This is a genomic window from Alishewanella longhuensis (assembly GCF_014653435.1).
GTDB lineage: Bacteria > Pseudomonadota > Gammaproteobacteria > Enterobacterales > Alteromonadaceae > Alishewanella > Alishewanella longhuensis.
In genome coordinates this window covers 570,513-595,100 of the sequence record NZ_BNAO01000002.1, presented here as the reverse complement: position 1 = coordinate 595,100, position 24,588 = coordinate 570,513, and the positions used below count along the sequence as shown (strand labels likewise).

General features: G+C 47.2%; 24 protein-coding genes. 23 read left to right on the top strand and 1 reads right to left on the bottom strand.

Annotated features, from left to right (window positions below):
- The first annotated feature begins 208 nt into the window (after nt 1-208).
- Nucleotides 209-412, top strand: a complete 204-nt coding sequence (locus tag IE163_RS06795; RefSeq protein WP_189431527.1) for a DUF1289 domain-containing protein — start codon at nt 209-211, stop codon at nt 410-412.
- Here IE163_RS06795 and queG read toward each other — a convergent pair.
- Nucleotides 381-1,511, bottom strand: coding sequence for a tRNA epoxyqueuosine(34) reductase QueG (gene queG / locus IE163_RS06790; RefSeq protein WP_229833471.1), 1,131 nt, complete (start codon nt 1,509-1,511; stop codon nt 381-383). The genes IE163_RS06795 and queG overlap by 32 nt on opposite strands.
- A 217-nt stretch (nt 1,512-1,728) precedes the next feature.
- Here queG and tsaE point away from each other — a divergent pair, with 217 nt between their 5' ends.
- The 22 genes from tsaE to alr all read left to right on the top strand — a co-directional run bounded on the left by tsaE (nt 1,729) and on the right by alr (nt 24,573).
- Complete coding sequence (gene tsaE, locus IE163_RS06785; protein ID WP_189431525.1) at nt 1,729-2,196, top strand: tRNA (adenosine(37)-N6)-threonylcarbamoyltransferase complex ATPase subunit type 1 TsaE; 468 nt, start codon at nt 1,729-1,731, stop codon at nt 2,194-2,196.
- On the top strand, nt 2,189-3,559 hold the full coding sequence (locus IE163_RS06780; protein WP_189431524.1) for an N-acetylmuramoyl-L-alanine amidase: 1,371 nt from the start codon (nt 2,189-2,191) through the stop codon (nt 3,557-3,559). The genes tsaE and IE163_RS06780 overlap by 8 nt, the downstream gene beginning before the upstream one ends.
- Before the next feature lies 1 nt (nt 3,560).
- Nucleotides 3,561-5,366 carry a DNA mismatch repair endonuclease MutL gene (gene mutL / locus IE163_RS06775; RefSeq protein WP_189431522.1) on the top strand — a complete coding sequence of 602 codons (1,806 nt, stop codon included), beginning with the start codon at nt 3,561-3,563 and terminating at the stop codon, nt 5,364-5,366.
- Nucleotides 5,356-6,285 carry a tRNA (adenosine(37)-N6)-dimethylallyltransferase MiaA gene (gene miaA, locus IE163_RS06770; protein ID WP_189431520.1) on the top strand — a complete coding sequence of 310 codons (930 nt, stop codon included), beginning with the start codon at nt 5,356-5,358 and terminating at the stop codon, nt 6,283-6,285. The genes mutL and miaA overlap by 11 nt, the downstream gene beginning before the upstream one ends.
- Before the next feature lie 90 nt (nt 6,286-6,375).
- Nucleotides 6,376-6,636 carry an RNA chaperone Hfq gene (hfq, locus tag IE163_RS06765; protein ID WP_189431518.1) on the top strand — a complete coding sequence of 87 codons (261 nt, stop codon included), beginning with the start codon at nt 6,376-6,378 and terminating at the stop codon, nt 6,634-6,636.
- Between the two features lie 18 nt (nt 6,637-6,654).
- The gene (hflX, locus tag IE163_RS06760; protein ID WP_189431516.1) at nt 6,655-7,947 is read left to right on the top strand and encodes a ribosome rescue GTPase HflX; all 1,293 of its coding nucleotides are present in this window, start codon (nt 6,655-6,657) and stop codon (nt 7,945-7,947) included.
- A gap of 42 nt (nt 7,948-7,989) precedes the next feature.
- Complete coding sequence (hflK, locus tag IE163_RS06755; RefSeq protein ID WP_189431514.1) at nt 7,990-9,135, top strand: FtsH protease activity modulator HflK; 1,146 nt, start codon at nt 7,990-7,992, stop codon at nt 9,133-9,135.
- A gap of 6 nt (nt 9,136-9,141) precedes the next feature.
- The gene (gene hflC, locus IE163_RS06750) at nt 9,142-10,023 is read left to right on the top strand and encodes a protease modulator HflC (protein WP_189431512.1); all 882 of its coding nucleotides are present in this window, start codon (nt 9,142-9,144) and stop codon (nt 10,021-10,023) included.
- A 92-nt stretch (nt 10,024-10,115) separates the two neighbouring features.
- Nucleotides 10,116-11,279 (top strand): aminotransferase class V-fold PLP-dependent enzyme, encoded by a 1,164-nt coding sequence (locus IE163_RS06745; RefSeq protein WP_189431511.1) that lies wholly within the window; start codon nt 10,116-10,118, stop codon nt 11,277-11,279.
- A 115-nt stretch (nt 11,280-11,394) separates the two neighbouring features.
- Nucleotides 11,395-12,690 (top strand): adenylosuccinate synthase, encoded by a 1,296-nt coding sequence (locus tag IE163_RS06740; protein ID WP_189431509.1) that lies wholly within the window; start codon nt 11,395-11,397, stop codon nt 12,688-12,690.
- A 146-nt stretch (nt 12,691-12,836) separates the two neighbouring features.
- Entirely contained in the window at nt 12,837-14,168 is a 1,332-nt protein-coding gene (locus tag IE163_RS06735; protein ID WP_189431507.1) for a S41 family peptidase, read from the top strand.
- Between the two features lie 80 nt (nt 14,169-14,248).
- Nucleotides 14,249-14,869, top strand: coding sequence for a tetratricopeptide repeat protein (locus IE163_RS06730; RefSeq protein ID WP_189431505.1), 621 nt, complete (start codon nt 14,249-14,251; stop codon nt 14,867-14,869).
- Nucleotides 14,870-14,937: 68 nt separating this feature from the next.
- Entirely contained in the window at nt 14,938-17,295 is a 2,358-nt protein-coding gene (gene rnr / locus IE163_RS06725) for a ribonuclease R (protein WP_189431504.1), read from the top strand.
- A gap of 23 nt (nt 17,296-17,318) precedes the next feature.
- A complete protein-coding gene (rlmB, locus tag IE163_RS06720; RefSeq protein ID WP_189431502.1) occupies nt 17,319-18,053 on the top strand; it encodes a 23S rRNA (guanosine(2251)-2'-O)-methyltransferase RlmB in 735 nt (244 codons plus the stop codon).
- A gap of 174 nt (nt 18,054-18,227) precedes the next feature.
- The gene (locus IE163_RS06715; protein WP_189431500.1) at nt 18,228-19,889 is read left to right on the top strand and encodes a S41 family peptidase; all 1,662 of its coding nucleotides are present in this window, start codon (nt 18,228-18,230) and stop codon (nt 19,887-19,889) included.
- Nucleotides 19,886-20,266 carry a hypothetical protein gene (locus IE163_RS06710; RefSeq protein WP_229833457.1) on the top strand — a complete coding sequence of 127 codons (381 nt, stop codon included), beginning with the start codon at nt 19,886-19,888 and terminating at the stop codon, nt 20,264-20,266. Before IE163_RS06715 ends, IE163_RS06710 begins: the two co-directional genes overlap by 4 nt.
- Before the next feature lie 257 nt (nt 20,267-20,523).
- A complete protein-coding gene (gene rpsF / locus IE163_RS06705; protein WP_189431498.1) occupies nt 20,524-20,901 on the top strand; it encodes a 30S ribosomal protein S6 in 378 nt (125 codons plus the stop codon).
- Nucleotides 20,902-20,908: 7 nt separating this feature from the next.
- A complete protein-coding gene (priB, locus tag IE163_RS06700; RefSeq protein WP_189431496.1) occupies nt 20,909-21,214 on the top strand; it encodes a primosomal replication protein N in 306 nt (101 codons plus the stop codon).
- Between the two features lie 11 nt (nt 21,215-21,225).
- Complete coding sequence (gene rpsR / locus IE163_RS06695) at nt 21,226-21,453, top strand: 30S ribosomal protein S18 (RefSeq protein ID WP_008218940.1); 228 nt, start codon at nt 21,226-21,228, stop codon at nt 21,451-21,453.
- Between the two features lie 18 nt (nt 21,454-21,471).
- Nucleotides 21,472-21,924 carry a 50S ribosomal protein L9 gene (rplI, locus tag IE163_RS06690; RefSeq protein ID WP_189431494.1) on the top strand — a complete coding sequence of 151 codons (453 nt, stop codon included), beginning with the start codon at nt 21,472-21,474 and terminating at the stop codon, nt 21,922-21,924.
- A gap of 187 nt (nt 21,925-22,111) precedes the next feature.
- The gene (gene dnaB / locus IE163_RS06685) at nt 22,112-23,497 is read left to right on the top strand and encodes a replicative DNA helicase (protein ID WP_189431492.1); all 1,386 of its coding nucleotides are present in this window, start codon (nt 22,112-22,114) and stop codon (nt 23,495-23,497) included.
- A complete protein-coding gene (gene alr, locus IE163_RS06680) occupies nt 23,497-24,573 on the top strand; it encodes an alanine racemase (RefSeq protein WP_189431490.1) in 1,077 nt (358 codons plus the stop codon). Before dnaB ends, alr begins: the two co-directional genes overlap by 1 nt.
- Nucleotides 24,574-24,588: the final 15 nt, after the last annotated feature.

Sequence of the window (24,588 nt, the reverse complement as noted above, 5' to 3'; positions counted from 1 at the left end):
GTTTAGCTCAGCTGGTAGAGCGCGACCTTGCCAAGGTCGAGGTCACGAGTTCGAACCTCGTAACTCGCTCCAAATTTTAAAAGCAGCCTCAGTGGCTGCTTTTTGCGTTTTGGCATGCTAAAAAAACTGCATTATTCACATTACAAACTGCGAATTTAAGGCTAAAACTAATAATAAGGCGCTTTGGCCAGGTTGTGTGAGGTGTATTATGTCGCAATCGCCCTGTATTCGTAATTGTTGTTTAGATCAGCATGACTGTTGCTTAGGCTGCGGCCGTTTACTGACGGAGATCACCGAGTGGCATCAAGCCAGCCCGCTACGCCAGCAACAAATTATCGTGTTAGCGCAGCAACGTCGCGCTGCACGGCAACAACAGGATGCTATGCGTCTCTGGGAAGACCTTTCTGAATAATCCTTACCAACCGCTCGGTTGCACGCGGCAGTATACTGGCTTGCTGCCAGCTTTTATGCTTTTGTTGTTGTAAAGCCCATTGAATATGTTCTGCCAATAATGGGCTTGCTTCGGTTAACGCAGTAGCAAGCGCTTGACTAATCTCAGCTTGGTACGGAGCATTACCCAAGGCTACTGCCAAATTGCGGCGCCAGCGTTCATGGCCAATCCGTCTGATAGCACTGCCTTCGGTGTATTTAAGAAAGGTCGCCTCATCCCACTGGAATAAGGCTAGTAAAGACTGATCTTGCCATTGTGGCCGCCGTTGAAAATCAGCTTCCTGGCTAAGTGGCGCCGAGCGGTTTACCGGGCAAACTAACTGACAATCATCACAGCCATAGATGCGATTGCCAATCAGAGGGCGAAACTCTTCCGGAATCGCGCCTTTTAGTTCGATAGTAAGATAAGAGATACAGCGGCGGCCATCTACTACATAGGGGGCAACAATAGCACCGGTGGGGCAACTGGTGATACAGGCGACACAGCTGCCACAATCGCCTAGGTGTGGTGTGTCGACGGGTAAATCGATATTCACCAGTAATTCGCCCAGAAAAAACCAGGAGCCAGCACCTTCAGCTAAGATCAGGCTATGTTTGCCGGTCCAGCCAATCCCCGCTTGCTGCGCCAATGGCCGCTCTAAAATGGGGGCAGAGTCAACAAAGGGGCGGCCATTGCAGTCGGTAATTAAACCGGCAATTTTCTGACCAAGTTGCTTTAAACGATTACGGAGTAATTTATGATAGTCACGCCCCAATGCGTAGCGGCTAATATAAGCTTGGCTGGGATCGGCAAGATTGGTGGCAAAGCCGGCCTGTTCGGGCAGGTAATCCATGCGCACGCTAATTACACTGAGTGTGCCGGGGTGTAACTCGGCAGGACGTGCCCGTAGCATGCCATGCTCTGCCATGTACTGCATTTCGCCGTGATAGCCGGCATCCAGCCATTGTTGCAACTTAGCTTCATGTTGGCTGAGGTCTGGCTTGCTTATACCACAGGCTTGAAAGCCCAATTCATGGGCCCATTGTTTAATTTGCTGGGCTAGCTGTTGTTTTTCTATCATGGTTTGTTTAGCGACCCGGTAGGACGTAATTTTTGGCAAAATGTTATCATACTTAGCGGTTTTAAAGCTCGCTTGCATGTTACTCTGTGGCAGTTCGCGGAACTTGCGCTTTGTGCGATAGTCAGAGGGCAGTAGGTGCGGTTTTGCTGGCTGCAATACCAAAACTTTTGATACCATAGTTTAAATTTTATTTAGCATGAATTCTCAGGATATTCGCTTGGCAGAGTACACCATTATATTGCAGTCTGAGTCTCATACCATCGCCTTTGCTAATCGGCTGGCAAAACTGCTGCATGGTGGTATGGTCGTTTATTTAGAAGGCGCGCTCGGTGCGGGTAAAACCACCTTCTGTCGGGGGGTAATTCAAGCTTTGGGGCATGCGGGCCATGTCAAAAGCCCTACCTATACATTGGTTGAACCTTACGACTTGCCCGGTTTGCAAGTGTATCATTTTGATTTGTATCGTTTACATGATGCCGAAGAACTTGAGTTTATGGGGATCCGTGATTATTTTACGCCTAGTAGCTTATGCCTTATTGAATGGCCAGAGCGAGGTTCCGGCATGCTGCCAAAAGCAGATTTCACGGTAGCCTTGCAGCATATTATGACCGAACGCGCGCTGCAAATAACAGCACATAGTGCACAAGCTGAAACCTTACTAACTGTATTGATGGCTGATGAATAATTATAATAGGCTGATTTTAAAATTATTTTTGTTTTTTGGCCTGCTATTTAGTCTGCAGGCTTTTGCAAATAATCAGATACAAAATATTCGGGTTTCGCCTGCTGCAGACAATACCAGAGTGGTATTTGATTTGGCGGCGGCACCTGAATTTAAATACTTCACCTTAGAAAACCCCGATCGCTTAGTCATTGATTTGAGTCGGGTTCGCGTTGGCAGTCGTTTACCAGCGATTAACGGTGAGTCTGTGTTAGTACGCAGTATCCGTAGTAGCACTAATCAAACTAATATGCGCATTGTGTTAGATCTGTCCAAAGCCGTTAAACCTAACGTATTTGCGTTGGCACCTGCAGCGCCGCATGGCCACCGTTTGGTGATTGATTTACCTGATAGTACATCAGCTAGTTCGGTGACAAGCACTCCAGCTACCGCTGCTCCTGCGACCAATACCTCTAGTACAGTTGCCGCGCCTGCTGCCATATCAAGTCCGGTAAGGGCAGCTAGGGATATCGTTATTGCAGTTGATGCTGGGCACGGTGGTGTCGATCCCGGTTCCATAGGACCTGCGGGCACTTATGAAAAAGACCTGACTTTACCTATTGCCCGTCAGCTAGTGGCTTTAATTAACAAAGAGCCGGGTATGCGCGCGTCTTTGGTGCGAACGGGTGATTATTTTGTACACATCAATAATCGTACTGACATCGCCAGAAGAATGCAGGCAGATTTATTAGTATCGATTCACGCAGATGCCTTTACCTCTCCGACGCCACGTGGTGCGGCCGTGTGGGTACTGTCTTTACGTCGGGCGACGTCTGAAGTGGGGCGAATGTTAGAGCAAACAGAACGACACAGTGAGTTATTGGGCGGTGTTGCCGAAGTGATCAAAGATTCAGCCAATGAGCGATATCTAGCGCAAACTGTGCTGGATTTATCAATGAACCATTCAATGGTAACTGCACATCAGGTGGCCAATCAGGTTTTATCAGAGCTAGGTAAAGTAACCACCTTGCATAAACGTGAGCCACAAGCTGCAAGTTTAGGTGTGTTGCGCTCTCCCGATATCCCCTCAATATTGGTAGAGGTGGGCTTTATTTCTAATCCGCAGGAAGAGCGGCTTTTACGGAACTCAGCGCATCAAGAAAAACTGGTGCAATCGCTGTTTACCGGTCTAAGACGTCATTTTGAATTATCGCCGCCAGCCGATTCTTTATTTGCACAGCGTCGTGCGAAAGAGCACCGGGTGCAGGCAGGAGAGTCGCTGTCATTATTAGCGCAGCGTTACAATGTGTCGGTAGAGCAACTGCGCCGCCATAACAATTTGCGCAACGATACCCTGCGTATTGGTCAGGTATTGCGGATCCCCTAACATGCCTATTCAATTATTGCCTCCTCAATTAGCTAACCAGATTGCTGCGGGAGAGGTGGTTGAACGCCCCGCATCGGTTGTAAAAGAGCTGGTAGAAAATAGTTTAGATGCCGGTGCCACACAGATTGATATTGATATTGAAAAAGGTGGCAGTAAGCTGATTCGGATCCGTGACAATGGTTGCGGGATCGCCGAGCAGGAGCTAGTTTTAGCATTAAGCCGACATGCCACAAGTAAAATCAGTAGTTTAGCTGATTTAGAGCATATTGCTAGTTTAGGTTTTCGGGGTGAAGCGCTGGCCAGTATTAGCTCGGTAGCACGACTCACTTTAACTTCAAAACCTGCCATGCAAGCCGCCGCGTGGCAAGCGGCGGCGGCAGGTCGTGATATGGCCGTGCAAGTTCGTCCGGCAGCACATCCAACAGGTACTAGCATTGAAGTGCTGGACTTGTTTTTTAATACCCCTGCCCGTCGTCGTTTTTTACGCAGTGACAAAACAGAGTTTTCCCACATCGATGAGTTGATTAAACGTTTGGCTTTAAGTCGCTTTGATGTCGGTTGGACACTGACTCATAATGCGCAAAGCGTTAGACGTTTACCTGTCGCCGATTCGGAGTCTGCACGGCAAAAACGCTTAGCGGCCTTATGTGGCCGTAGTTTTGCAGAACAAGCGCTGTGGATTGAAAATCAGTACGGTACTATTCGGTTATCTGGATGGATTTTGGCGGCAAATGCATGCCAACAAACGGCTGCTTGCCAATACAGTTATGTAAACGGCAGGATGATGCGTGATAAGTTGTTGAATCACGCCATCCGCCAAGCTTATGGTGAATTATTACCAGCAGAGTTACAACCGGCTTTTGTGCTTTATCTGGAGTTAGATGCGACAGAGGTTGATGTGAATGTACACCCGGCAAAACATGAGGTGCGCTTTCATCAAGCTCGGTTGGTACATGATTTTGTAGTGCAAGCCCTGGCTGATGCGCTGGCGCAAGCTGCCACAACACCTCAGTTACTCGATAGCGATGATCATGCTGACACGCGGGAGTTTCATCCTGTCGGACAACAAAGCGCAGCCTTGCATCATTACGTGGCGGCGAAAGCCCCGGTAGAAGCCGCTGAGTTTATAGCCGAACCCATTGCCAGTGGCAACCTAACCTTATCATCTGGTAATACCCGAACTCCGCATTATCCGCGTGCTTTGTCCAAGCCTGCTCAGTCATTGGTACATAATCAGCAACAAATGCAGTATCTGGCTGCTAATCAGATGGCCGTTGCCACCGATTTGGCTGCGAAGGCGGCACCCTACTTATTATTGGAAAATTGTTTTGCGTTATGTAACAACGAAGATCAGCTGTCTTCGCCCTTATTGTTAGTTGATCTAGCTGCCAGTGTTGCACCCTGCTGGCGGCAACAAGTACAAACAGCACCCTTGCTTTTACCTGTACGCTTGCCATTAACCCTCGCCGAGCTACCTGTATTATTATCTTTTGCTGAAACACTGGAAGCGCTGGGCTTTGATCTGTTAATCAAGGATAATACCGCCATTGTGAGAGCGGTACCTATTTGGTTAAGACATACTGCGATAAGTCAGTGGTTTGGCCGATTTTTAGAACAGTTGCCGCAACTTGGCAATACTGATTCAGCGGTAATGCTATTAACATTATTGCTAAAAGCGAATTATCTACAGGCGGAGCTTTTGTTAAATTATTATCCTGAGGCACTGTTAGCTGCAAGGCGGCAAGCAAGGCCATTAACCTTGAACCTGGTTAATTCTGAGTTGAGTGTCGTTAGCGATGCCCCCTGAATTACCGGTTATTTGTATTATGGGGCCGACAGCGTCGGGCAAGACCGCTCTAGCCATCGCTTTAAAGCAGCAATTGGGCAACGCAGAATTAATTAGCGTTGACAGCGCTCTGGTTTATCGTGGTATGGATATAGGTACGGCGAAACCCAATGCCACAGAATTGGCGCTGGCCCCGCATTATTTAATCGATATCCGCGACCCTGTACAAAGCTACTCGGCAGCCGATTTTCGCGCGGATGCCTTAGTATTAATCCGTGAGATTCAGCAGCGCGGTAATATCCCCATTCTGGTTGGGGGAACTATGCTGTACTTTAAGGCTTTATTGCAGGGAATATCTGAACTGCCAGCAGCAGACGAACAAATCAGAGCGCAGTTAGAAGCAGAGGCCAAGCAGCATGGCTGGGCCGTTTTGCACCAACAACTCGCTGCTATTGATCCGGTTGCGGCAAGCCGTATTCACCCCAATGACCCGCAGCGTATCAACCGGGCTTTGGAAGTATATCGACTGACTGGGCAAAGTTTAACAGATTTAACTGCCAAGCAGCCGGAACCTTTTCCTTATAAAGTACACCAATTCGCTATAGCACCGACTGATCGTACTGAATTACACCAGCGTATTGAACAACGTTTTATGCAAATGTTGGCGCAAGGTTTTCAGCAAGAAGTGCAGCAGTTGCTCGACCGGGGTGATTTACATGAAAACCTCCCTGCTGTTCGCTGTGTAGGGTATCGGCAAATGTGGGATTACCTGCAGGGACATACCAATTATGAATTAATGGTAAATCAGGGGGTTGCAGCAACCCGCCAATTGGCAAAACGGCAGTTGACCTGGTTGCGAAGCTGGCCCAATTTACATTGGTTAAAAAGCGAAGCTAAGTTTGAAGAAAACTTGCAAGCTGTAATAAGTTCGCTAAGCTAAACAAGTCAGCAAAAATTTCACGTTTAACAACTTGAAATAAAAAAAATAATACCTATATAGAGCATACTTAATAAAAAAGGAAAGCGTGACATGGCAAAAGGCCAATCATTACAAGACCCATTTTTGAACACCTTAAGACGGGAACGTATTCCTGTCTCAATTTACTTGGTGAATGGGATTAAATTACAAGGTCAGGTTGAGTCCTTCGATCAATTTGTCATTTTGCTGAAAAACACTGTGAGTCAGATGGTGTATAAGCACGCTATCTCTACCGTGGTACCAGCCCGTGCAGTCAATACTATGGTTGCGCATGGCAGTGGCCAAGGTGATGGTGATGAGGACGTAGAATAATTAGCGGAGTAACAACGCTTGTTTGAACTGGCTGCGCTGGCTGAACAAGCCGTATTGGTACACGTTAACTTTCCGCAAGAAGCGTCGACGGAAGATTTGCAAGAGCTAAAAATGCTAGTTGCTTCTGCCGGCGTTACCTCGTTGCATGTAGTTAGCACGAACCGTCAGTCACCTGATGCTAAGTTTTTCATTGGCTCCGGTAAAGCGGGCGAATTAGCAAGCTTGGTAGAAGAATCTGCTGCCAACGTAGTGATTTTCAATCATGAACTATCGCCAAGCCAAACCAGAAACTTAGAGCGTTTATGTCAGGTTCGCGTTATTGATCGCACGAGTTTGATCTTGGATATTTTTGCCCAGCGAGCCCGAACTTATGAAGGTAAGTTACAGGTGGAACTCGCTCAACTGCAGCATTTAGCATCTAGGCTGATACGCGGCTTCGATAACGAGCGGCAAAAAGGCGGCATAGGTTTACGCGGTCCCGGTGAAACGCAATTAGAAACGGATCGTCGTTTGTTGCGCGAGCGGGTAAAAGGTTTAAAGCAACGTCTCGAGAAGATGACCCGGCAACGCGAGCAAGGTCGTCGTGCTAGGCAGCGCTCGGAACAACCGGTCATCTCAGTAGTCGGATACACTAACGCCGGCAAATCTACCTTGTTTAACCGGATAACCCAAGCCGAGGTCTATGCTGCAGATCAACTCTTCGCTACCCTCGATCCTACCTTACGTAAAATTATGTTGCCGCAGTTTGGCGAAGCAATTTTAGCGGATACGGTAGGCTTTATCCGGCACTTACCGCATGATCTGGTTGCAGCATTTAAATCTACCCTGCAGGAAACGCGGGATGCAGACTTACAATTGCATGTAATAGATTTGGCAGATGCCAGACGCGAAGAGAATATTAATCAAGTGCAATTGGTATTGCAGGAGATTGATGCGGCTGATGTACCTCAACTATTGGTGTTCAATAAAATTGACCAGTTAGGGCAGTTGCCGCGTATAGATTACGACGATGCAGGTTTACCCAGAGCGGTATATTTGTCAGCGTTAACGGGCGAGGGCATAGCGTTATTGCAACAAGCGTTAGTATTGTTACTGTCGCAGCAGCATATACAGCTCTCTTTATTGCTGCCCCCAGCCGCAGCCAATTGGCGTGCACGTTTATATCAACTGCAGGCCGTACAACAAGAAGAATTTCTTGAAGACGGTAGTTGCCGCTTACTGATTCAACTCTCTGCGGCACAATGGGCTCGTTTACAAAAGCAAAGCGAGCAACAATTGGAAAACTATATCGTCAGCCAGACAGTTTTTTGATACATTAACCCTTAATGACAACTTACAACAATGGAGTTAAGCATGGCTTGGAATGAGCCGGGCAATAACGGCAAAAATAACGACCCTTGGAAACAAGGTGGTCGTGATCAGGGCCCGCCCGATTTAGATGAAGTATTCCGCAATTTAGGCAAGAAATTTGGCGGTATTTTTGGTGGCAAAGGTGGCAACTCTAGCAGTGGCGGTGGTTCAGCGTTACTAATAGTTGTGTTGCTGGTTGCTCTGGCAGTGTGGGGCCTTAGCGGTTTTTACACTATTAAAGACGCCGAACGTGGTGTTATTCTGCGTTTTGGACAATACCATGGTGAAGTGGGCGCAGGTATCCATTGGAAACCTACCTTCATTGATTCAGTAACACCGGTCAATACGCAGGAAGTTCGCTCTCTCCGTGCTGATGGCTTTATGTTAACGCAGGACCAAAATTTGGTTCGCGTGACCTTTGAAGTACAGTACCGTATTTTTAATGCCCGACAGTATCTATTCTCAGTAGTTGATGCTGACCGCAGTTTACGTGAAGCGACAGATGCTGCCTTACGTTTTGTTATTGGTCATTCAATTATGGATGACGTCTTGACTCGTGGCCGTGAAGTCGTTCGGCAGAATACCCGTCAGGAGTTAGAAGGCGTTATTGCGCCGTATAATATGGGTATTGCTCTGGTAGACGTTAACTTCCGCGATGCTCGTCCGCCAGAAGAAGTTCGTGCGGCCTTTGACGATGCGATTTCTGCCCAGGAAGATCAGGAGCGTTTTGTTCAAGAAGCCCAAGCTTATGCTCGGGAAATTGAACCAAGAGCACGTGGCCAGGTTAACCGTGTTATGCAAGAAGCTGAAGCCTATAAACAACAGATCGTGTTAAAAGCTCAGGGTGAAGTTGCGCGTTTCGAGCAGTTGTTACCGCAGTATCTGGCAGCGCCCAAAGTAACTCGGGACCGGATGTACCTGGAAACCATGGAATATGTGTACGGCAATACTTCAAAAATTCTGGTTGATGTAAAGAATAGCAATAATCTGATGTATTTACCGCTTGACCAACTGATGAAGCAAGGTGCTACAGCGCCGTCTGCCACGCCCAACACGGCACCGGCACGGGCTAATTTGGATGGAGTAAATACACAACCTCGCTCTGACACCCCCCGTGGTGCGACGACGCGTTCTGGTAGTGGGAGATAAGACACCATGAAAAATTTTATTATTGCCATCTTAGTGGTCGTGGGCTTGATTGTCGTCTCAGCACTGTTTGTTGTGCCTGAAGGTGAACGGGCTATCGTTATTCAGTTTGGTAAAATTCAGCGTGATGCTGAAGACCGTGTCTTGGTATACGAACCAGGTTTACATTTTAAGTTACCGTTGATTCAGGTAGTCCGCTCGCTGGATGCGCGGGTACAAACCTTGGATGATGGTGCGGACCGTTTTGTGACCGCTGAGAAAAAAGACTTATTAGTTAATAGCTATGTAAAATGGCGTATTCGCGACTTCGGTGCTTTTTTCCTATCAACCGGTGGTAATACTGCTCAGGCAGAGGTGTTGTTAAAGCAGTACATTAATAACGGTTTACGGACTGAATTTGGTGCCCGCACTATCCAGGAGATTGTATCTGGTGAACGGCAGCAGCTGATGCAAAGCGCCTTGTCACAAGCCGGGCAGGCAGCTAATGAGCTGGGTATTGAAGTTATCGACGTTCGTGTTAAACAGATTAACCTTCCAGATGAAATCAGCAGTTCAATCTTTGCGCGGATGAGAGCCGAGCGGGAAGCTGTAGCGCGGGAGCATCGCTCGCGTGGTATGGAAGAGGCTGAAATTATTAAAGCAGATGTTGACGCCCGGGTAACCGTAATGTTGGCGGATGCTGAGCGTAATTCAAGATCAGTACGTGGTGAAGGTGATGCGACTGCTGCCAGAATTTATGCTGAAATCTTTAACAAGAACGCTGAATTTTATTCTTTTGTCCGTAGTTTAGAAGCTTACCGCAATAGCTTTAATTCGAAGAGTGATGTTATCGTGGTACAGCCTGATAGCGACTTCTTCAAGTACATGCGTTCTGATGCAGTACAAAATTAAGTTCGTTAGTAAGTTTTAACCCTGATAAAAGGCCCGTAAGGGCCTTTTTGCTCTGTCGCAAGGTGACATTAATAGCACGCAGTGGAGTCGTTATGTATCAACATTTCTTTCAGCTTTTTTTGCAAGCGAACCAGGGTAAACAGCATTTTGCCTGTCACTCTCATCACTACTGGCCTGATGTAACCCGGGAAGCGACTTTGGCGTATTGGGATGATAGTGCACGTTTGGTTGATGATAAATGGCACCATATTTTTGGTACTAGAATTCCGCATACTCAGCAGTTGATTGCCGATGTTTTAAACTTACCAACGCCAGAGCAAATCGTCTTTGCGCCCAATACCCATGAATTTGTGATGCGTTTATTAAGTTGTTTTGATTGGCGTAAGCCATTAAGAGTGCTAACAACCGACAGCGAGTTTTACAGTTTCCAGCGCCAGATTAAACGTTTGTCTGAATTTGAAACTGTAGCCGTAGAAGTTATAGCAACCGAACCCTTTGCTACCTTTGAACAGCGCTTTATCGCCGCAGCGGCTGCGGCGGACTATGATATGGTATTTTGTAGCCAGGTGTTTTTTAACTCTGGCTATGCTATTGCCGATTTAACCGATTTTGTTACCCAGTTAGCTGCTGCCACCCCTGCCATGCTGGTGATTGATGGTTATCACGGTTTTATGGCTTTACCTACGGATCTGTCGGCGATTGCCGAGCGGATATTTTATTTATCAGGTAGCTATAAATATGCACAAGGTGGGGAAGGTTGTTGTTTTATGGCCGTACCGGCTGGCAGTGAGCATCGCCCGCTTTATACCGGCTGGTTTGCCGAGTTTGGCACCCTGGCAGCGGATAAATCAGCGCTGGTACTTTACAGCGAAGATGGCTATCGCTTTGCCGGCGCAACGATGGATTTTACCGCCTTGTATCGGTTAGAGGCAGCGTTGTTGCTCTACAAACAGCAGGGCATTACGGTTGGGCGCATTCATCGTTATGTGCAGCAGTTACAACAACACTTCTTAACGCTATTGGCTGAGCAGCAGCATCCTTTGTTACATAAAGACAATTTACTGCTACATAATGCCAGTCACCATGGGCATTTTTATACTTTCCGTTTGGATAGCAGTGCTCAGGTTGCTGAACTTGCGGCTTTTTTAAAACAGCATGGTATTGCAACAGATTATCGGGGAGACCGCTTGCGCTTTGGTTTTGCGCTGTATCAAAACGCAGAAAGCTTTAATCTCTCTTGTCTTAAATCTATTTAAATCAATATGATAAAAAGGCCATATAAAAATATGGCCTTTTTTTCGTCCAGACGGCTGAAACTTGTCTGCCGATTTGCTAAAATCCACGCCTAATTTTTTCCGTGATGTAGGAACCATGGCCAAAAACGTAGTTGTGCTCGGCACCCAATGGGGTGACGAAGGTAAAGGTAAGATTGTTGACTTATTAACCGATAAAGCCAGTTATGTGGTGCGCTATCAAGGCGGCCATAATGCTGGCCATACCTTGGTAATTGACGGCGAGAAAACCGTATTACATTTAATTCCATCAGGTATTTTACGTGAAAATGTGAAATGCGTGATTGGTAATGGTGTCGTGTTGTCACCAGAAGCCTTCTTAAAAGAGATGACCATGCTGGAGCAGCGTGGCGTACCGGTTAAGGAGCGCTTGTTAATCAGTGAAGCATGCCCGCTGATTCTGCCATTTCATGTTGCTTTGGACGTTGCCCGCGAAAAAGCCCGTGGTGATAAGCCTATCGGCACTACAGGTCGTGGTATTGGTCCTGCTTATGAAGATAAAGTGGCGCGTCGTGGTTTGCGTGTCGGTGATTTGTTTAATCCAACGTTGTTTGCAGAGAAACTGAAAACAGTGATGGATTTACATAACTTCACCCTAACGCAATACTATAAAGTGGATGCCATCGATTATCAAAGCACGCTGGATAATGCTTTAGCGATGGCTGATCTGTTGAAGTCACTGGTGGTTGATGTTACCGAATTACTGGATCAGGCCCGTAAAAACGGTCAGGAGATCATGTTTGAAGGTGCCCAGGGAACTCTGCTGGATATCGACCACGGTACTTATCCCTATGTGACGTCATCTAATACTACTGCCGGTGGCGTAGCAACTGGCTGCGGTTTTGGCCCACGTTACTTAGATTATGTGCTGGGTATTGTGAAAGCCTATACCACCCGTGTGGGATCAGGGCCTTTCCCAACCGAGCTGGATTGTGCGGTTGGCGAGCACCTTGGCGTAAAAGGCCATGAGTTTGGTGCAACTACGGGGCGTAAGCGCCGTTGTGGTTGGTTTGATGCTGTTGCTGTGCGTCGCGCAGTGCAGCTGAACAGCATTTCTGGTTTTTGCTTAACCAAGTTGGACGTGTTGGATGGTTTAGAAACTATCCAGATTTGTGTTGGCTATCGCCAACCAGACGGCACTGTATTGCAAACACCACCACTGGCAGCCGAAGGTTATGAAGTAGTAACGCCAGTATTGGAAGAAATGCCAGGTTGGTCTGAGTCGACTTTTGGTGTGCAAGATTTGGCGAAATTGCCACAAGCTGCGCGTAATTATATTAAGCGTATTGAAGAAGTAACGGGTGTTCCGGTTGATATTATTTCAACTGGCCCTGATCGGGTACAAACTATCGTGCTGAAGCATCCTTTTGCTTAACGCTAGCTAAGCTGCTCTGACGAGTAAAAAAACGCTGCCACTGAGCAGCGTTTTTTTTCGCTGTAATCTAACAATAGCTGGTATTACCCTGCTAATTAGGTCATATTTTGTATAACGACCAAGGTAGCTGTTTAGGCGGAAGCGCTATGAAAACACTGAGTATTATCGGGTTATGCCTGCTGTTGGCGGGCTGTGGTGGCGGCAGCTCTTCAGAGCCAGTAGATACTAGTGGGCTTTGCGGTAGAGCTGATACCAACAGCAAAATAGGCTGTGAGCTAAATCGCAACTATTTGTGGTACCGCGAGCTACGTAATGTTGCGCCCACCAGCTATAGCTCAGCCCGAGACTATTTTAATGCCAGCTTAGCGCCGCGTGACAGTTTCAGCTTTATGCTCACTGAGCAAGAATATCAAGATCGCTTTATTAATGCGGTCTTTTTTGGCTTTGGTTTTGCGACTCAACGTACCGACAATAGTGGCGCCTTACAGGTGTTGTATGTTTATGACTCGGGCTCTGCCGCCCAGCGAGGCTTGCGTCGCGGCGATAAAATTACAGAGATTGAAGGGATCAGCGTAGCTGAGTGGTTAGCAGGCTTAGATAGCGGCCGTTACACTAACGACGATATCTACGGGCCGAATCAAGCCGGTATAGTGCGCAACTTTATTTGGCGCCGCCCAGATAATAGTATTGGTCGTGCTGATTTTCAAAAATCTGCAGTGACCACCAATACGGTGATGCACCGCTCAGTGCGGGAGATTGCGGGGAAAACGGTAGGCTACTTAGTCTTTAATCAGTTTATTGATCTATCAGAAACTGAACTGGAGCAAGCGTTTAGTTACTTTGCAGCGCAGCAAATTGACGAACTTATCCTGGATTTACGCTATAACGGTGGTGGCTTAATCCGGGTTGCCAATCAGTTAAGCTCACATATCGCTTATGCCGCTTTGCGCGATAAGATCTTTGTTAAGTACCGTTATAATGATAAAAATACTAACCGTAATAATACGGTGTTGTTTGCACCTGGGCGTGGTCAAACCTTGCTTAATTTGCCAAGGTTACTGGTGTTAACTACACCAGGTAGCTGCTCGTCCAGTGAGCTGGTGATTAATGCCATGAGTCCTTTTATCGAAGTGGTACAAATTGGCCAGACAACCTGTGGTAAGCCGGTTGGACAGATCCCAACCCAGGTAGATAATTTCCGCTTATTTGCAATTAATTTTCAGACAGTCAATGCGCTGGATTTTGGTGACTATTTTGATGGTCTGCAACCGCAGTGTCCGGTAACGCCTGCTATTACTGGCGACTGGGGTGTGGTATCCGATCCTTTATACGCAGCGGCTATCGATTATATTAGTACCGGCAATTGCCCGGCAGTGCAGTCGATAAGCAAATCAGTAGAAACACCGATTTGGAGCGCTGAAATTAAGCAGCAAGACGCCCGTAATCAACCGACATGGCAACGTTATAACGAACAATAAGTATGTTAAAACATGGTCTGTTTTTTGCAGCATTGCCTATTAATGATGTTGCCTAAAATTAATCACGGTTATTTGACACTATGCTAAGACTCTCGACTGCTGCACTACTACTGCTGTTCTCGCATGCCTCTTCGCTTTACGCGCAGGAGCTACAAGCGGTAGAACTCTATACCCAGGACGAGCTGTTAAATCTGATCAAAGCAAACCAGCATTTACAGCGGGTAAAGGCAGATGATTGCCAGTTGGTGCGTGATATAGAAGCACGGGCCGACATTATGAAGTTGCCATCTTACCAGTTTTTATTTGGTGATATGCTGGCGTATGGCGTTTGTGTACCGCGTAATGTTGAACGTGGCTGGGATTTAATGTTACAAGCGGCCGAACAGGGTTTACCTGAGGGCTTAGAGCAGGTTGGGCGCTATTATCATATTGGCCGCTTTGTGCAAAAAGATATCAACAAAGCTATTGTCTATTTACGTGAAGCCTCGGCCGTCGGCAATCTTAATGCGAAAATTCGTTTTGCCGAAATTTTACTGGCTGGGCAGGGTAGCCCAACCGATTTTGAACAAAGTTATCGTTGGTTACATCATGCGATTACCGCAGATCCGGCAATTCATGCTAAACTTAACGCGCTTAAACAGCAGCTAGCCAAGAAAATGCCGGCCCGAGTGGTGGCAAACGCGCAACGACCGGTAAAATGAAATTCATCCCATTTTCACGTTAAGCTGTTACACTGAATATTATGTAAGAGGAAATCTAAGTTTAATTAATGACGGTAAATGATCCGCATCTTGCGCGTGAGCAAGAAAAATATGAAAACCCTATCCCCAGCCGCGAGTTTATTCTCGAGCATATCGAAAAACGGCAACAGCCCGCCTACTTTGAAGAACTGGTCAGCGAACTTGGTTTAACAGACGACGATGCTATTTTTGCGTTAAAAAAACGCTTACGTGCTATGGAGCGCGATGGCCAATTGTTGTTTACCAAGAGTAAGCGCTATGGCTTAGTCGGGCATATGGATTTGGTTAAAGGAACGGTAATAGGGCATCGTGATGGCTTCGGCTTTATCAAGCTGGAACAAGGTGGCCCAGACTGGTACTTACCTTTTCATGAAATGCAACGTGTGTTGCCCGGCGATAAAGTGTTAGCCACAGCGACCACCATTAAAAGCAAAGACAAGGTAGAAGCCCGCGTGGTACGCGTGCTGGAACCGCGCAGTGAGCCTATTGTTGGCCGCTATTACAAAGACCATGCGCTTTGTGTGGTGGTACCGGATGATGCGCGAATTTGTCAGGATATTATTATTCCAGATGGCCAGCAAGGCGCAGCCCGACATGGTCAGGTAGTACTCGCTGAAGTGACTCAGCGCCCGTCAAAACGAGTTAGTGCCACGGGTCGCGTGATTGAAGTGCTGGGTGAACATATGGCACCTGGGATGGAAATTGAAGTGGCGATTCGTAACCACCAGATCCCGCATGTGTTTTCTGATGCAGTACTCGCGCAAGTAGCCAAGTATGGTGAAGACGTGCCTGCAGAGGCAAAAATTGGCCGTGTTGATCTGACGAAATTGCCTTTGGTGACTATTGATGGTGAAGATGCCCGCGATTTTGATGATGCGGTATACGCAGAAGCTAAAGAAAAGGGCGGTTGGAAGCTCTGGGTAGCCATTGCTGATGTCAGTGCCTATGTACGTTTTGGTACACCCCTGGATCAGAGCGCGTTAGAGCGTGGCAATTCGGTGTATTTCCCAGACCATGTGGTACCGATGTTACCAGAAGCGCTATCTAATGGTCTCTGTTCGTTAAATCCGCATACTGATCGCTTATGTTTTGTTTGCGAAATGAACATTGATGCCCATGGTAAACTGGAAGGCTATCAGTTTTATGAAGCAGTGATGCATTCTGCTGCGCGTTTTACCTATAACAAGGTACATGCGATTTTGCAGGGCGATGCCAAACTGCGCCAGGAATATACTGAGCAGCTCACTAACTTGGAAACCCTTTATAGCCTGTATAAAAAGCTGGCTAAGGTACGGGCACAGCGTGGCGCCATAGAGTTTGAAACGGTAGAAACCCGCTTTATCTTTAACAGCCATCGCAAGATTGAAGAAATTGTGCCGGTACATCGCAACGAAGCGCATAAGATCATTGAAGAATGCATGATTATGGCTAACGTTGCGTCGGCGCGCTTTATTGAGAAACATGAAGCCCATGCCTTGTTCCGGGTGCATGAACGGCCGGATGGCGATCGTTTTGCTAATTTCCGCCGCTTTTTAGCCGAGCTTGGCATTGAAGCTAACTTATCGGCAGAGCCTACGCCGCTTGAATTAACACAAACCTTGGCCAAATTAGCTGATCGTCCAGATCGCGAGCTGATAGAGACCACCATGCTGCGCTCAATGAAGCAAGCGGTATATCAAGGCGAAAACTTAGGCCATTTTGGCTTAGCGCTGGAAGCTTATGCCCATTTTACCTCGCCTATTCGCCGCTATCCCGATTTGGTGCTGCATCGTGCCATTAAAGCCATTTTGGCCAAACAAGGCCAAAAAGTGACCGGTGCAAACGGCTATACCGAAAAAGACATTGCACCGCTAGGTGAGCAGTGCTCCATGACCGAACGTCGTGCCGATGATGCCACCCGCGAAGTCGCTGATTGGTTAAAATGCGAGTATATGCAAGATCATTTGGGTACTGAGTTTGCCGGTGTGGTATCGACTGTCACTAACTTTGGGCTCTTTGTTCGTCTATCAGATCTGTACATTGAGGGCTTAGTACACGTTACCTCATTAAACAATGACTACTATCGCTTTGACGCCGAGCGTCAGGTGTTAACGGGTGAGCACTCTGGTGTCAGTTATCGGATGGGCGATGCGGTACAAGTAAAAGTGGTCGCCGTTAACCTGGAAGCACGCAAAATTGACCTAGTTCTGGCTGGCGTAACACGTACTAATGTTTCTGGCCGTAAAGTAAAAGCCAGCCGCAATGCTGCAATAGAGGCGAAAGTTGCGATAAAAAGCGGCAAAGCTGCCAAAGCAACGGCCAATAAGTCGAGCAAGAGTAGCGCGAAAAAAAGTGCAGTAACACCAAAAACGCCAGCAGCCAAAAAGCCGCGGCGAGCCAAGAAATAAGCTAAGGCAGGATTTAACAGACCATGAGTAACGACGTTGTTTTTGGTATCCATGCGGTCAGTGCCTTACTAGCACGCAGCCCACAGGATATTTTGGAAGTGTTTGCGCTAAAAGATCGGGAAGACAAACGGCTACAGCCCTTATTACAGCAAGCCCGGCAATCCGGCATTTCTATCCAGTTTTGTAATCGTAAAACCTTGGACGATATGACCCAAGGTCAGCATCAGGGGATTGTCGCCAAAGCACGCTTAAGCAGTGGTGGTAATGAAAGCGATCTGGCCACTATTTTAGAGACCAATACCAAGCCCTTTTTGTTAGTGTTGGATGGCGTAACGGATCCGCATAATCTGGGGGCCATATTGCGCAGTGCCGATGCTGCCGGTGTGCATGCGGTTATTGCGCCTAAGGATCGTTCGGTCAAACTGACGTCGGTGGTTAGGAAAGTCGCCTGTGGTGCCGCTGAAAGTGTGCCCTTTATTACAGTGACTAATCTCGCCAGAACACTGCGCCAGCTGCAAGACGCTGGCGTGTGGGTGGTGGGAACTGCAGGTGAAACCGAGACCTTGGTGTATCAAGCCGATTTAAAAGGGCCTTTGGCCTTGGTGTTAGGCGCGGAAGGCGAAGGCCTGCGTCGTTTAACGCGCGAAACCTGTGATCTATTGGTAAAAATACCGATGTTTGGCAGTGTTTCCAGCTTAAACGTCTCGGTTGCGGCGGGTATTTGCCTATTTGAAACCGTGCGACAAAGAGGCCTGTAATTCTACTTTTAAGCCATCCGTTTTACTGAAATGAGCGTAGACAAACTTGTCTACGCTCATTATCTATGTTAATTTCGAGTGAAAAAAATAAGCTTAATTTGGCGTTTTGCAATATGTGATGTTGCTAAGGTCAGTAAGACTTTAATAATGCTGGGAATATAACGGAGTAAACTTATGGTTCGCAAAGGTTTTGTAACAACACTGCTGACGATGTCAGCATTATCACTTACGGCTTGTGGTGGCGGCTCTAGCGGTGGCTCCACTACAGGAGGTTCCGGCGGTGGCGGCGGTAACACTATTACTGCACCAACCTGGGTTGCAGGGCAATTTCCTGCAGAAGGCACCTTAAAAAATTTCTGTCAGGTGCCCCGCACCGGGGTTGATCCTTTTACCAGACAACCTTATCCAGATCGTGCGGGGACTAGCATGCATGAGAAAATGTGGCTGCGTTCCTGGACAAATAATACTTATCTTTGGTATAGCGAAGTGCCAGATAATAATCCGGCAAACTTTAGTGTACTGGCTTTTTTTGATCAGTTAAAAACTACACAATTAACCGATTCGGGTAATGCCAAAGATAACTTCCACTTCTCTGAAAATACTGCGCAATATCAGCAAAGCACCCAAGCTGGTGTGTCTGCAGGTTATGGTATTCGTTGGTCTTTTGGCCGTAATACACCGCCACGGTCGTTAACTATTGCTTATACTGAGCCTGTATCGCCAGCGGCTACCGCAGGTTTAGTACGCGGTGATCGGCTATTAAGTATTAATGGTGTAGACTTTGTAAATGATAATACTGAAGTGGGTGTAAACTTACTAAATAACGCGCTATTCCCATCGGCTACCGGTCAAAGCTTTAACTTTGTGTTTGAATCGGTAAGTGGTCAGCGCAAAGAAGTGACCATGGCGTCTGCTAATGTTTCTTCTTCACCAGTACAAAATGTTAAAGTGTTGAGTACGGATGTGGGTAAAGTGGGCTATATGCAGTTTAATAGCCATATCGCTTTAGCTCAGCCACAATTAATCAGTGCAGTGAATCAGTTTGCTGATGAAAATATCAACGAGTTAGTGATTGATTTGCGTTATAACGGCGGTGGTTTATTAGCTTTAGCCTCGCAATTAGGTTACATGGTAACAGGGCCAAATATTATTCAAGATCGTTTCTTTGAACGTACTATCTTTAATGATAAGCATCCAAACCGTAATCCTGTTACCAACACCCTATTATCACCTATTCCGTTTTACTCCAGAGAAATCAATTATGAAACAGGTAACTTTGGCTCGAATAATTTACCTTCGCTAAATTTGAGCAGGGTATTTATTCTTAGCACGGCAAATACCTGTTCTGCCAGTGAGGCCTTTGTTAATGCATTACGTGGTATTGATGTCGAGGTCATTTTAGTTGGTGGTCAAACCTGTGGTAAGCCTTATGGTTTCTATCCTACCGATAACTGTGGTACCACTTATTTTACTGTACAATTCACCGGGGTAAATGCTAAAGGTTTTGGTGAGTATTCAGATGGCTTCGTTCCAACCTCTAATCCGGTATTCGCGGCTGACGTAAAAGGCTGCCCGCTGCCAGATGATTTTAGCCAGCAATTGGGCGATCCTAATGAGCGTTTATTAAGTGCGGCTATTTACTATGCGCAAAACGGCAGTTGTCCGTCAGTTTCCAATGCTTCAGCTGGTGCGGGCGGTTTTGTATTACCAAACGTTGCAAGCCGGATTGATGCTAATGCCGAAGGTCAAATGCGTTTACTTGACCCTCGCTATCAGGATATTTTGTTTAACAGCAAATTAGTTACAGAAATTAAACCTGTAGAAGGTGCACAGTGAAACAGCAAATAGGCATTATGGTATTGGTTACCGCTATGCTGTCTGGCTGTCAATTAAGTACTGCAGCTGAGCCTGCAGTACTGACTAAAGTTGATGGTGATGTAAAGCAGCAGATAGAGCGCTTTGTGCTGGAGATTGTTGGCGGTACGCAAGTACCGCTGGCGGATAATGTGTTAATGGTACAAAGCGAACTATTTATCGATCAACGTATGCCAGTCGATGCTAGAGGACTGCCACTTGATGGTCGGCATTCGCTGCCTTCTTACCGTTTTACGCTGGTAAAAGTGCAAGGTAACTGCGTGTTGCAGCATCCTGGCTCGGGTAAAAGTGTAAAGTTAACAAATACAGCTTGCCGCGCTCTGGCGAGCTCCAGCTAAAACTGCGCTTGATTAAGGCAGGTAACCAAGTAGCGGGTTGCCTGCCTTATCTTCAAGTGATTGCAAGACGCTGTTAAAGACGAATTTCGAGGTCACTTCGGGATATCCCTATCTTTTTGCCTTTCTTTATTTCTTTGCTTGTTATTTACCCGCTAACTCCGTAAAATATGCGACCTTCGGCCATATACTTCACGTTCCTTGCCTTTATGAGAACCCGGCCGAGCTCTCCCGAGGCTTACTAACCGTAAGGAGCTACAATGCGTCATTACGAAATCGTTTTTATGGTTCACCCAGATCAGAGTGAACAAGTGCCTGGTATGATCGAGCGTTACACTGGCGCGATCAAAGAAGCTGGCGGTACTATCCACCGTTTAGAAGATTGGGGCCGTCGTCAACTGGCTTACCCAATCCAAAAGCTGCACAAAGCACACTATGTGTTGTTAAACGTGGAAGCCCCACAGAACGTGATCGATGAGCTGGAAACTAACTTCCGCTACAACGATGCGGTATTACGTAACCTGATTATGCGCACTAATGGTGCCGTAGTTGAGCCATCACCAATGGCTAAGGTACGTGATGAGCGTCGTGAACGTGCTCCTCGTGACACTGAAGAGCAAGTAGCACACGACGAGTAAGTTGTTGATGGACAATTACCTTGTGCTTAGTGGCGCCCTTTGTCGGCACCCTGAACGCAGTGAAAGTCCGGCGGGTATCCCGCACACTGTGTTAACCTTGGAACATCGTAGCATGCAACAAGAGGCTGGCTTTAACCGTCAGGCTTATGTGCGGATGCAAGTGGTATTAAGTGGCACAGTGTTACACCAACAAGCTCAGCATTTGACGTTGGGCAATAACGTTCGGGTAGGTGGTTTTTTAAACCGGCACCAGAGCGGCAGTGGTCAGGCAAAACTGGTGCTGCATGCGCAACAGATTGAACAATTAAGTTAGGAGACAGACAAATGTCACGTTTTTTCCGTCGCCGTAAATTCTGCCGTTTTTCTGCAGAAGGCACTGTAGAGATTGATTACAAAGACACCGCCGTTCTGAAAAACTACGTTACAGAAAGTGGCAAAATCGTACCAAGCCGTATTACTGGCACTAGCGCTAAATATCAGCGTCAGTTAGCTCGCGCCATCAAACGCGCTCGCTACTTGGCTCTGTTACCATACAGCGACTCACACAGCTAATACAGAGGGGTATAGGCAATGCAAATTATTCTGTTAGACAAAGTCGCTAACCTTGGTGGTTTAGGTGACAATGTAACTGTTAAGTCTGGTTATGCACGTAACTTCTTATTCCCACAAGGTAAAGCAGTTCCAGCTACCAAAGTTAACATTGAAAAATTCGAAGCCCGTCGCGCTGAATTAGAAGCCAAATTGGCTGCTGATTTAGCTGCTGCTAACGAGCGTGCTGCTAAAGTTGCTGAGCTGGCAGAAGTGACTATCGCTTCTAAAGCAGGTGACGAAGGCCGTCTGTTCGGTTCTATCGGTACACGTGATATCGCTGATGCGATCACCGAAGCCGGTGTAGCGGTTTCAAAAGCTGAAGTTAAGTTACCAAACGGTACCTTACGTGAAACTGGCGAGTTCGAAATCGATCTGCAGTTACACGCTGAAGTTATCGCAACCATCAAAGTGGTTGTTATTGCTGAAGCCTAAGGCATTAAGCACACTGCCTGGTGGCAGTGTGCTTTCTTCAACGTTATTTTACTCCCTCCCTTTTTTATTCATCCGCAATACAGCTTTATTCTACTAAGATATTTTAAGACTTTGCTTGGACTTCTGCGCGCTGCAGGGTAGCATATCAGTCAAAATTGGTCCTTTCCCTTCGGCAGTTTAAAACCCTATGAGTAACGTAAAAGATAAGCAGGTCGCAGCCATTAAGATGCCGCCGCATTCTATTGAGGCAGAGCAATCTGTGCTGGGCGGCCTGATGTTGGATAATGAAGCCTGGGATCGGGTATCCGAGAAGGTGGTAGAGCAAGACTTCTATTTGCGCTCACACCGTTTTATTTTTAGCGCCATGCTGCGCTTAGCTGAGTCAAATCAACCGATAGATTTAATTACCGTATCTGAGTCTTTAGAAGCTAACCAGCAGTTAGAGGATATAGGTGGCTTTGCTTATCTTGGCGAAATTGCCAAAAACACCCCGAGTGCTGCCAATATTTTAGCTTACGCTGAAATAGTACGGGAGCGCGCCGTAGTGCGCGATATGATTGCAGTAGCTCATGATATTGCCGATGCCGGTTATGATACCCAGGGCCGTACCAGCGCCGAGCTGTTAGACTTTGCCGAAACCAAGGTCTTTAAAATTGCCGAGCAGCGCGCTAACGCCAATGAAGGCCCGGAGCCGATTAATAATATTCTGGCCAAAACCATTGATAAGATTGATGCGCTGTATCGTTCACCGCAAAATGGCATCACAGGGCTGTCTACTGGCTATGTCGATCTGGATAAGATGACCAACGGTTTACAACCTTCAGATTTAATTATCGTTGCTGCGCGCCCTTCCATGGGTAAAACCACCTTTGCCATGAACCTGGCCGAACATGCGGCCATTACCAGCGATAAACCGGTACTTATTTTCAGTTTAGAGATGCCTTCAGACCAAATTATGATGCGGATGCTGGCATCCTTGGGCCGTATCAACCAGACCAAGGTACGTACCGGGCAACTGGAAGATGAAGATTGGGCGCGTTTATCGTCTGCTATCGAACTACTTAACACCAAAGGCAAAATGTATATCGATGATGCGTCAGGTTTAACGCCTACCGAAGTGCGCTCACGAGCGCGCCGGGTGGCGCGGGAGCATGGCGGTTTAAGTATGATTATGGTCGACTACTTACAGCTGATGACAGTACCGGGCTTAAGTGAAAACCGTACCTTGGAAATTGCTGAAATATCCCGTTCATTAAAAGCCTTGGCAAAAGAACTCAAGGTTCCGGTTATTGCGCTGTCACAGCTTAACCGCTCCTTGGAGCAACGGGCTGATAAAAGGCCGGTTAACTCCGATTTACGGGAGTCTGGTTCTATTGAACAGGATGCTGACCTCATTATGTTTATCTATCGGGATGAGGTCTATAACGATGATAGCCAAGATAAAGGCTTAGCCGAGATTATTATCGGTAAGCAGCGGAATGGCCCTATTGGCAAAATTCGTTTAACTTTCCACGGTCATTTTTCCCGTTTTGATAACTATGCTGGCAGTGCCCGTTTTGAGGATGAGTATTAATGAGCCGACGGCCGGTAGCGCAGATAAATCTGGCGGCTTTACAGCATAATTTACAGAGAGTGCGTGAGCTGGCACCCAACAGTCAGGTGCTGGCGGTACTAAAAGCTAACGCCTACGGCCATGGCTTAGTGCGGGTAGCACAAGCCTTAACAGAGGCCGATGCTTTTGCTGTTGCCCGCATCGATGAGGCTTTAGCGTTACGAACCGCAGGTATTGTTAAACCGATAGTGCTACTGGAAGGATTTTATGAGGCGGCTGAGCTGCCAGTTTTATTGGCCAATAACCTACAAACGGTTGTCCACAACGAACTGCAACTCAACGCTCTGGAACAAACCTCACTAGACGGACAGCTTAAGGTCTGGTTAAAGATTGATACCGGTATGCATCGGTTGGGAATAGAGCCCACGCAGTTTAGCGCTTTTTACCGGCGCTTATGGCAATGTTCTGCGGTATTACCGGGCATTCGTCTGATGACGCATTTTTGTTGTGCTGATGAGCTGGACTCAACCCGCACTGACGCCCAGTTAAGTTTGTTTGAGCAGCTTATCAGTGGCAAGGCAGAACAACGCAGTTTAGCTAATTCTGCTGCTATTTTGGCATGGCCCGCCAGTCATGCCGAGTGGGTCAGGCCCGGGCTCATATTGCACGGTATTTCGCCATTTAGCGCTCAAGTTGGGCAGCAACACCAGTTGCAGCCAGTAATGCGCTTAAGTAGTCGTTTAATTGCGTTACGTCAGGTCCAGCGAGGTGAGCGAGTCGGTTATGGCGGGCAGTGGCAAGCCGATAAAGCAACAACCTTAGGTGTTATCGCTGTGGGCTATGGTGACGGCTATCCTCGCCATGCCCGAAATGGCACACCCGTATGGTTGAATGGGCGTGAAGTCGGCTTAGCGGGCCGGGTTTCAATGGATATGATTACGGTAGATTTGGGACCTGACGCGCAAGATAAGTTAGGAGATGAAGCTGTGCTCTGGGGACCTGAATTGGCGATAGAACGAATTGCGGTTGCCTCTGGCACCATTCCCTATGAGCTACTATGTAATATCACGCCTAGAGTGGATTATCAGTACCTTTAGGTAACAGGCGGCCTG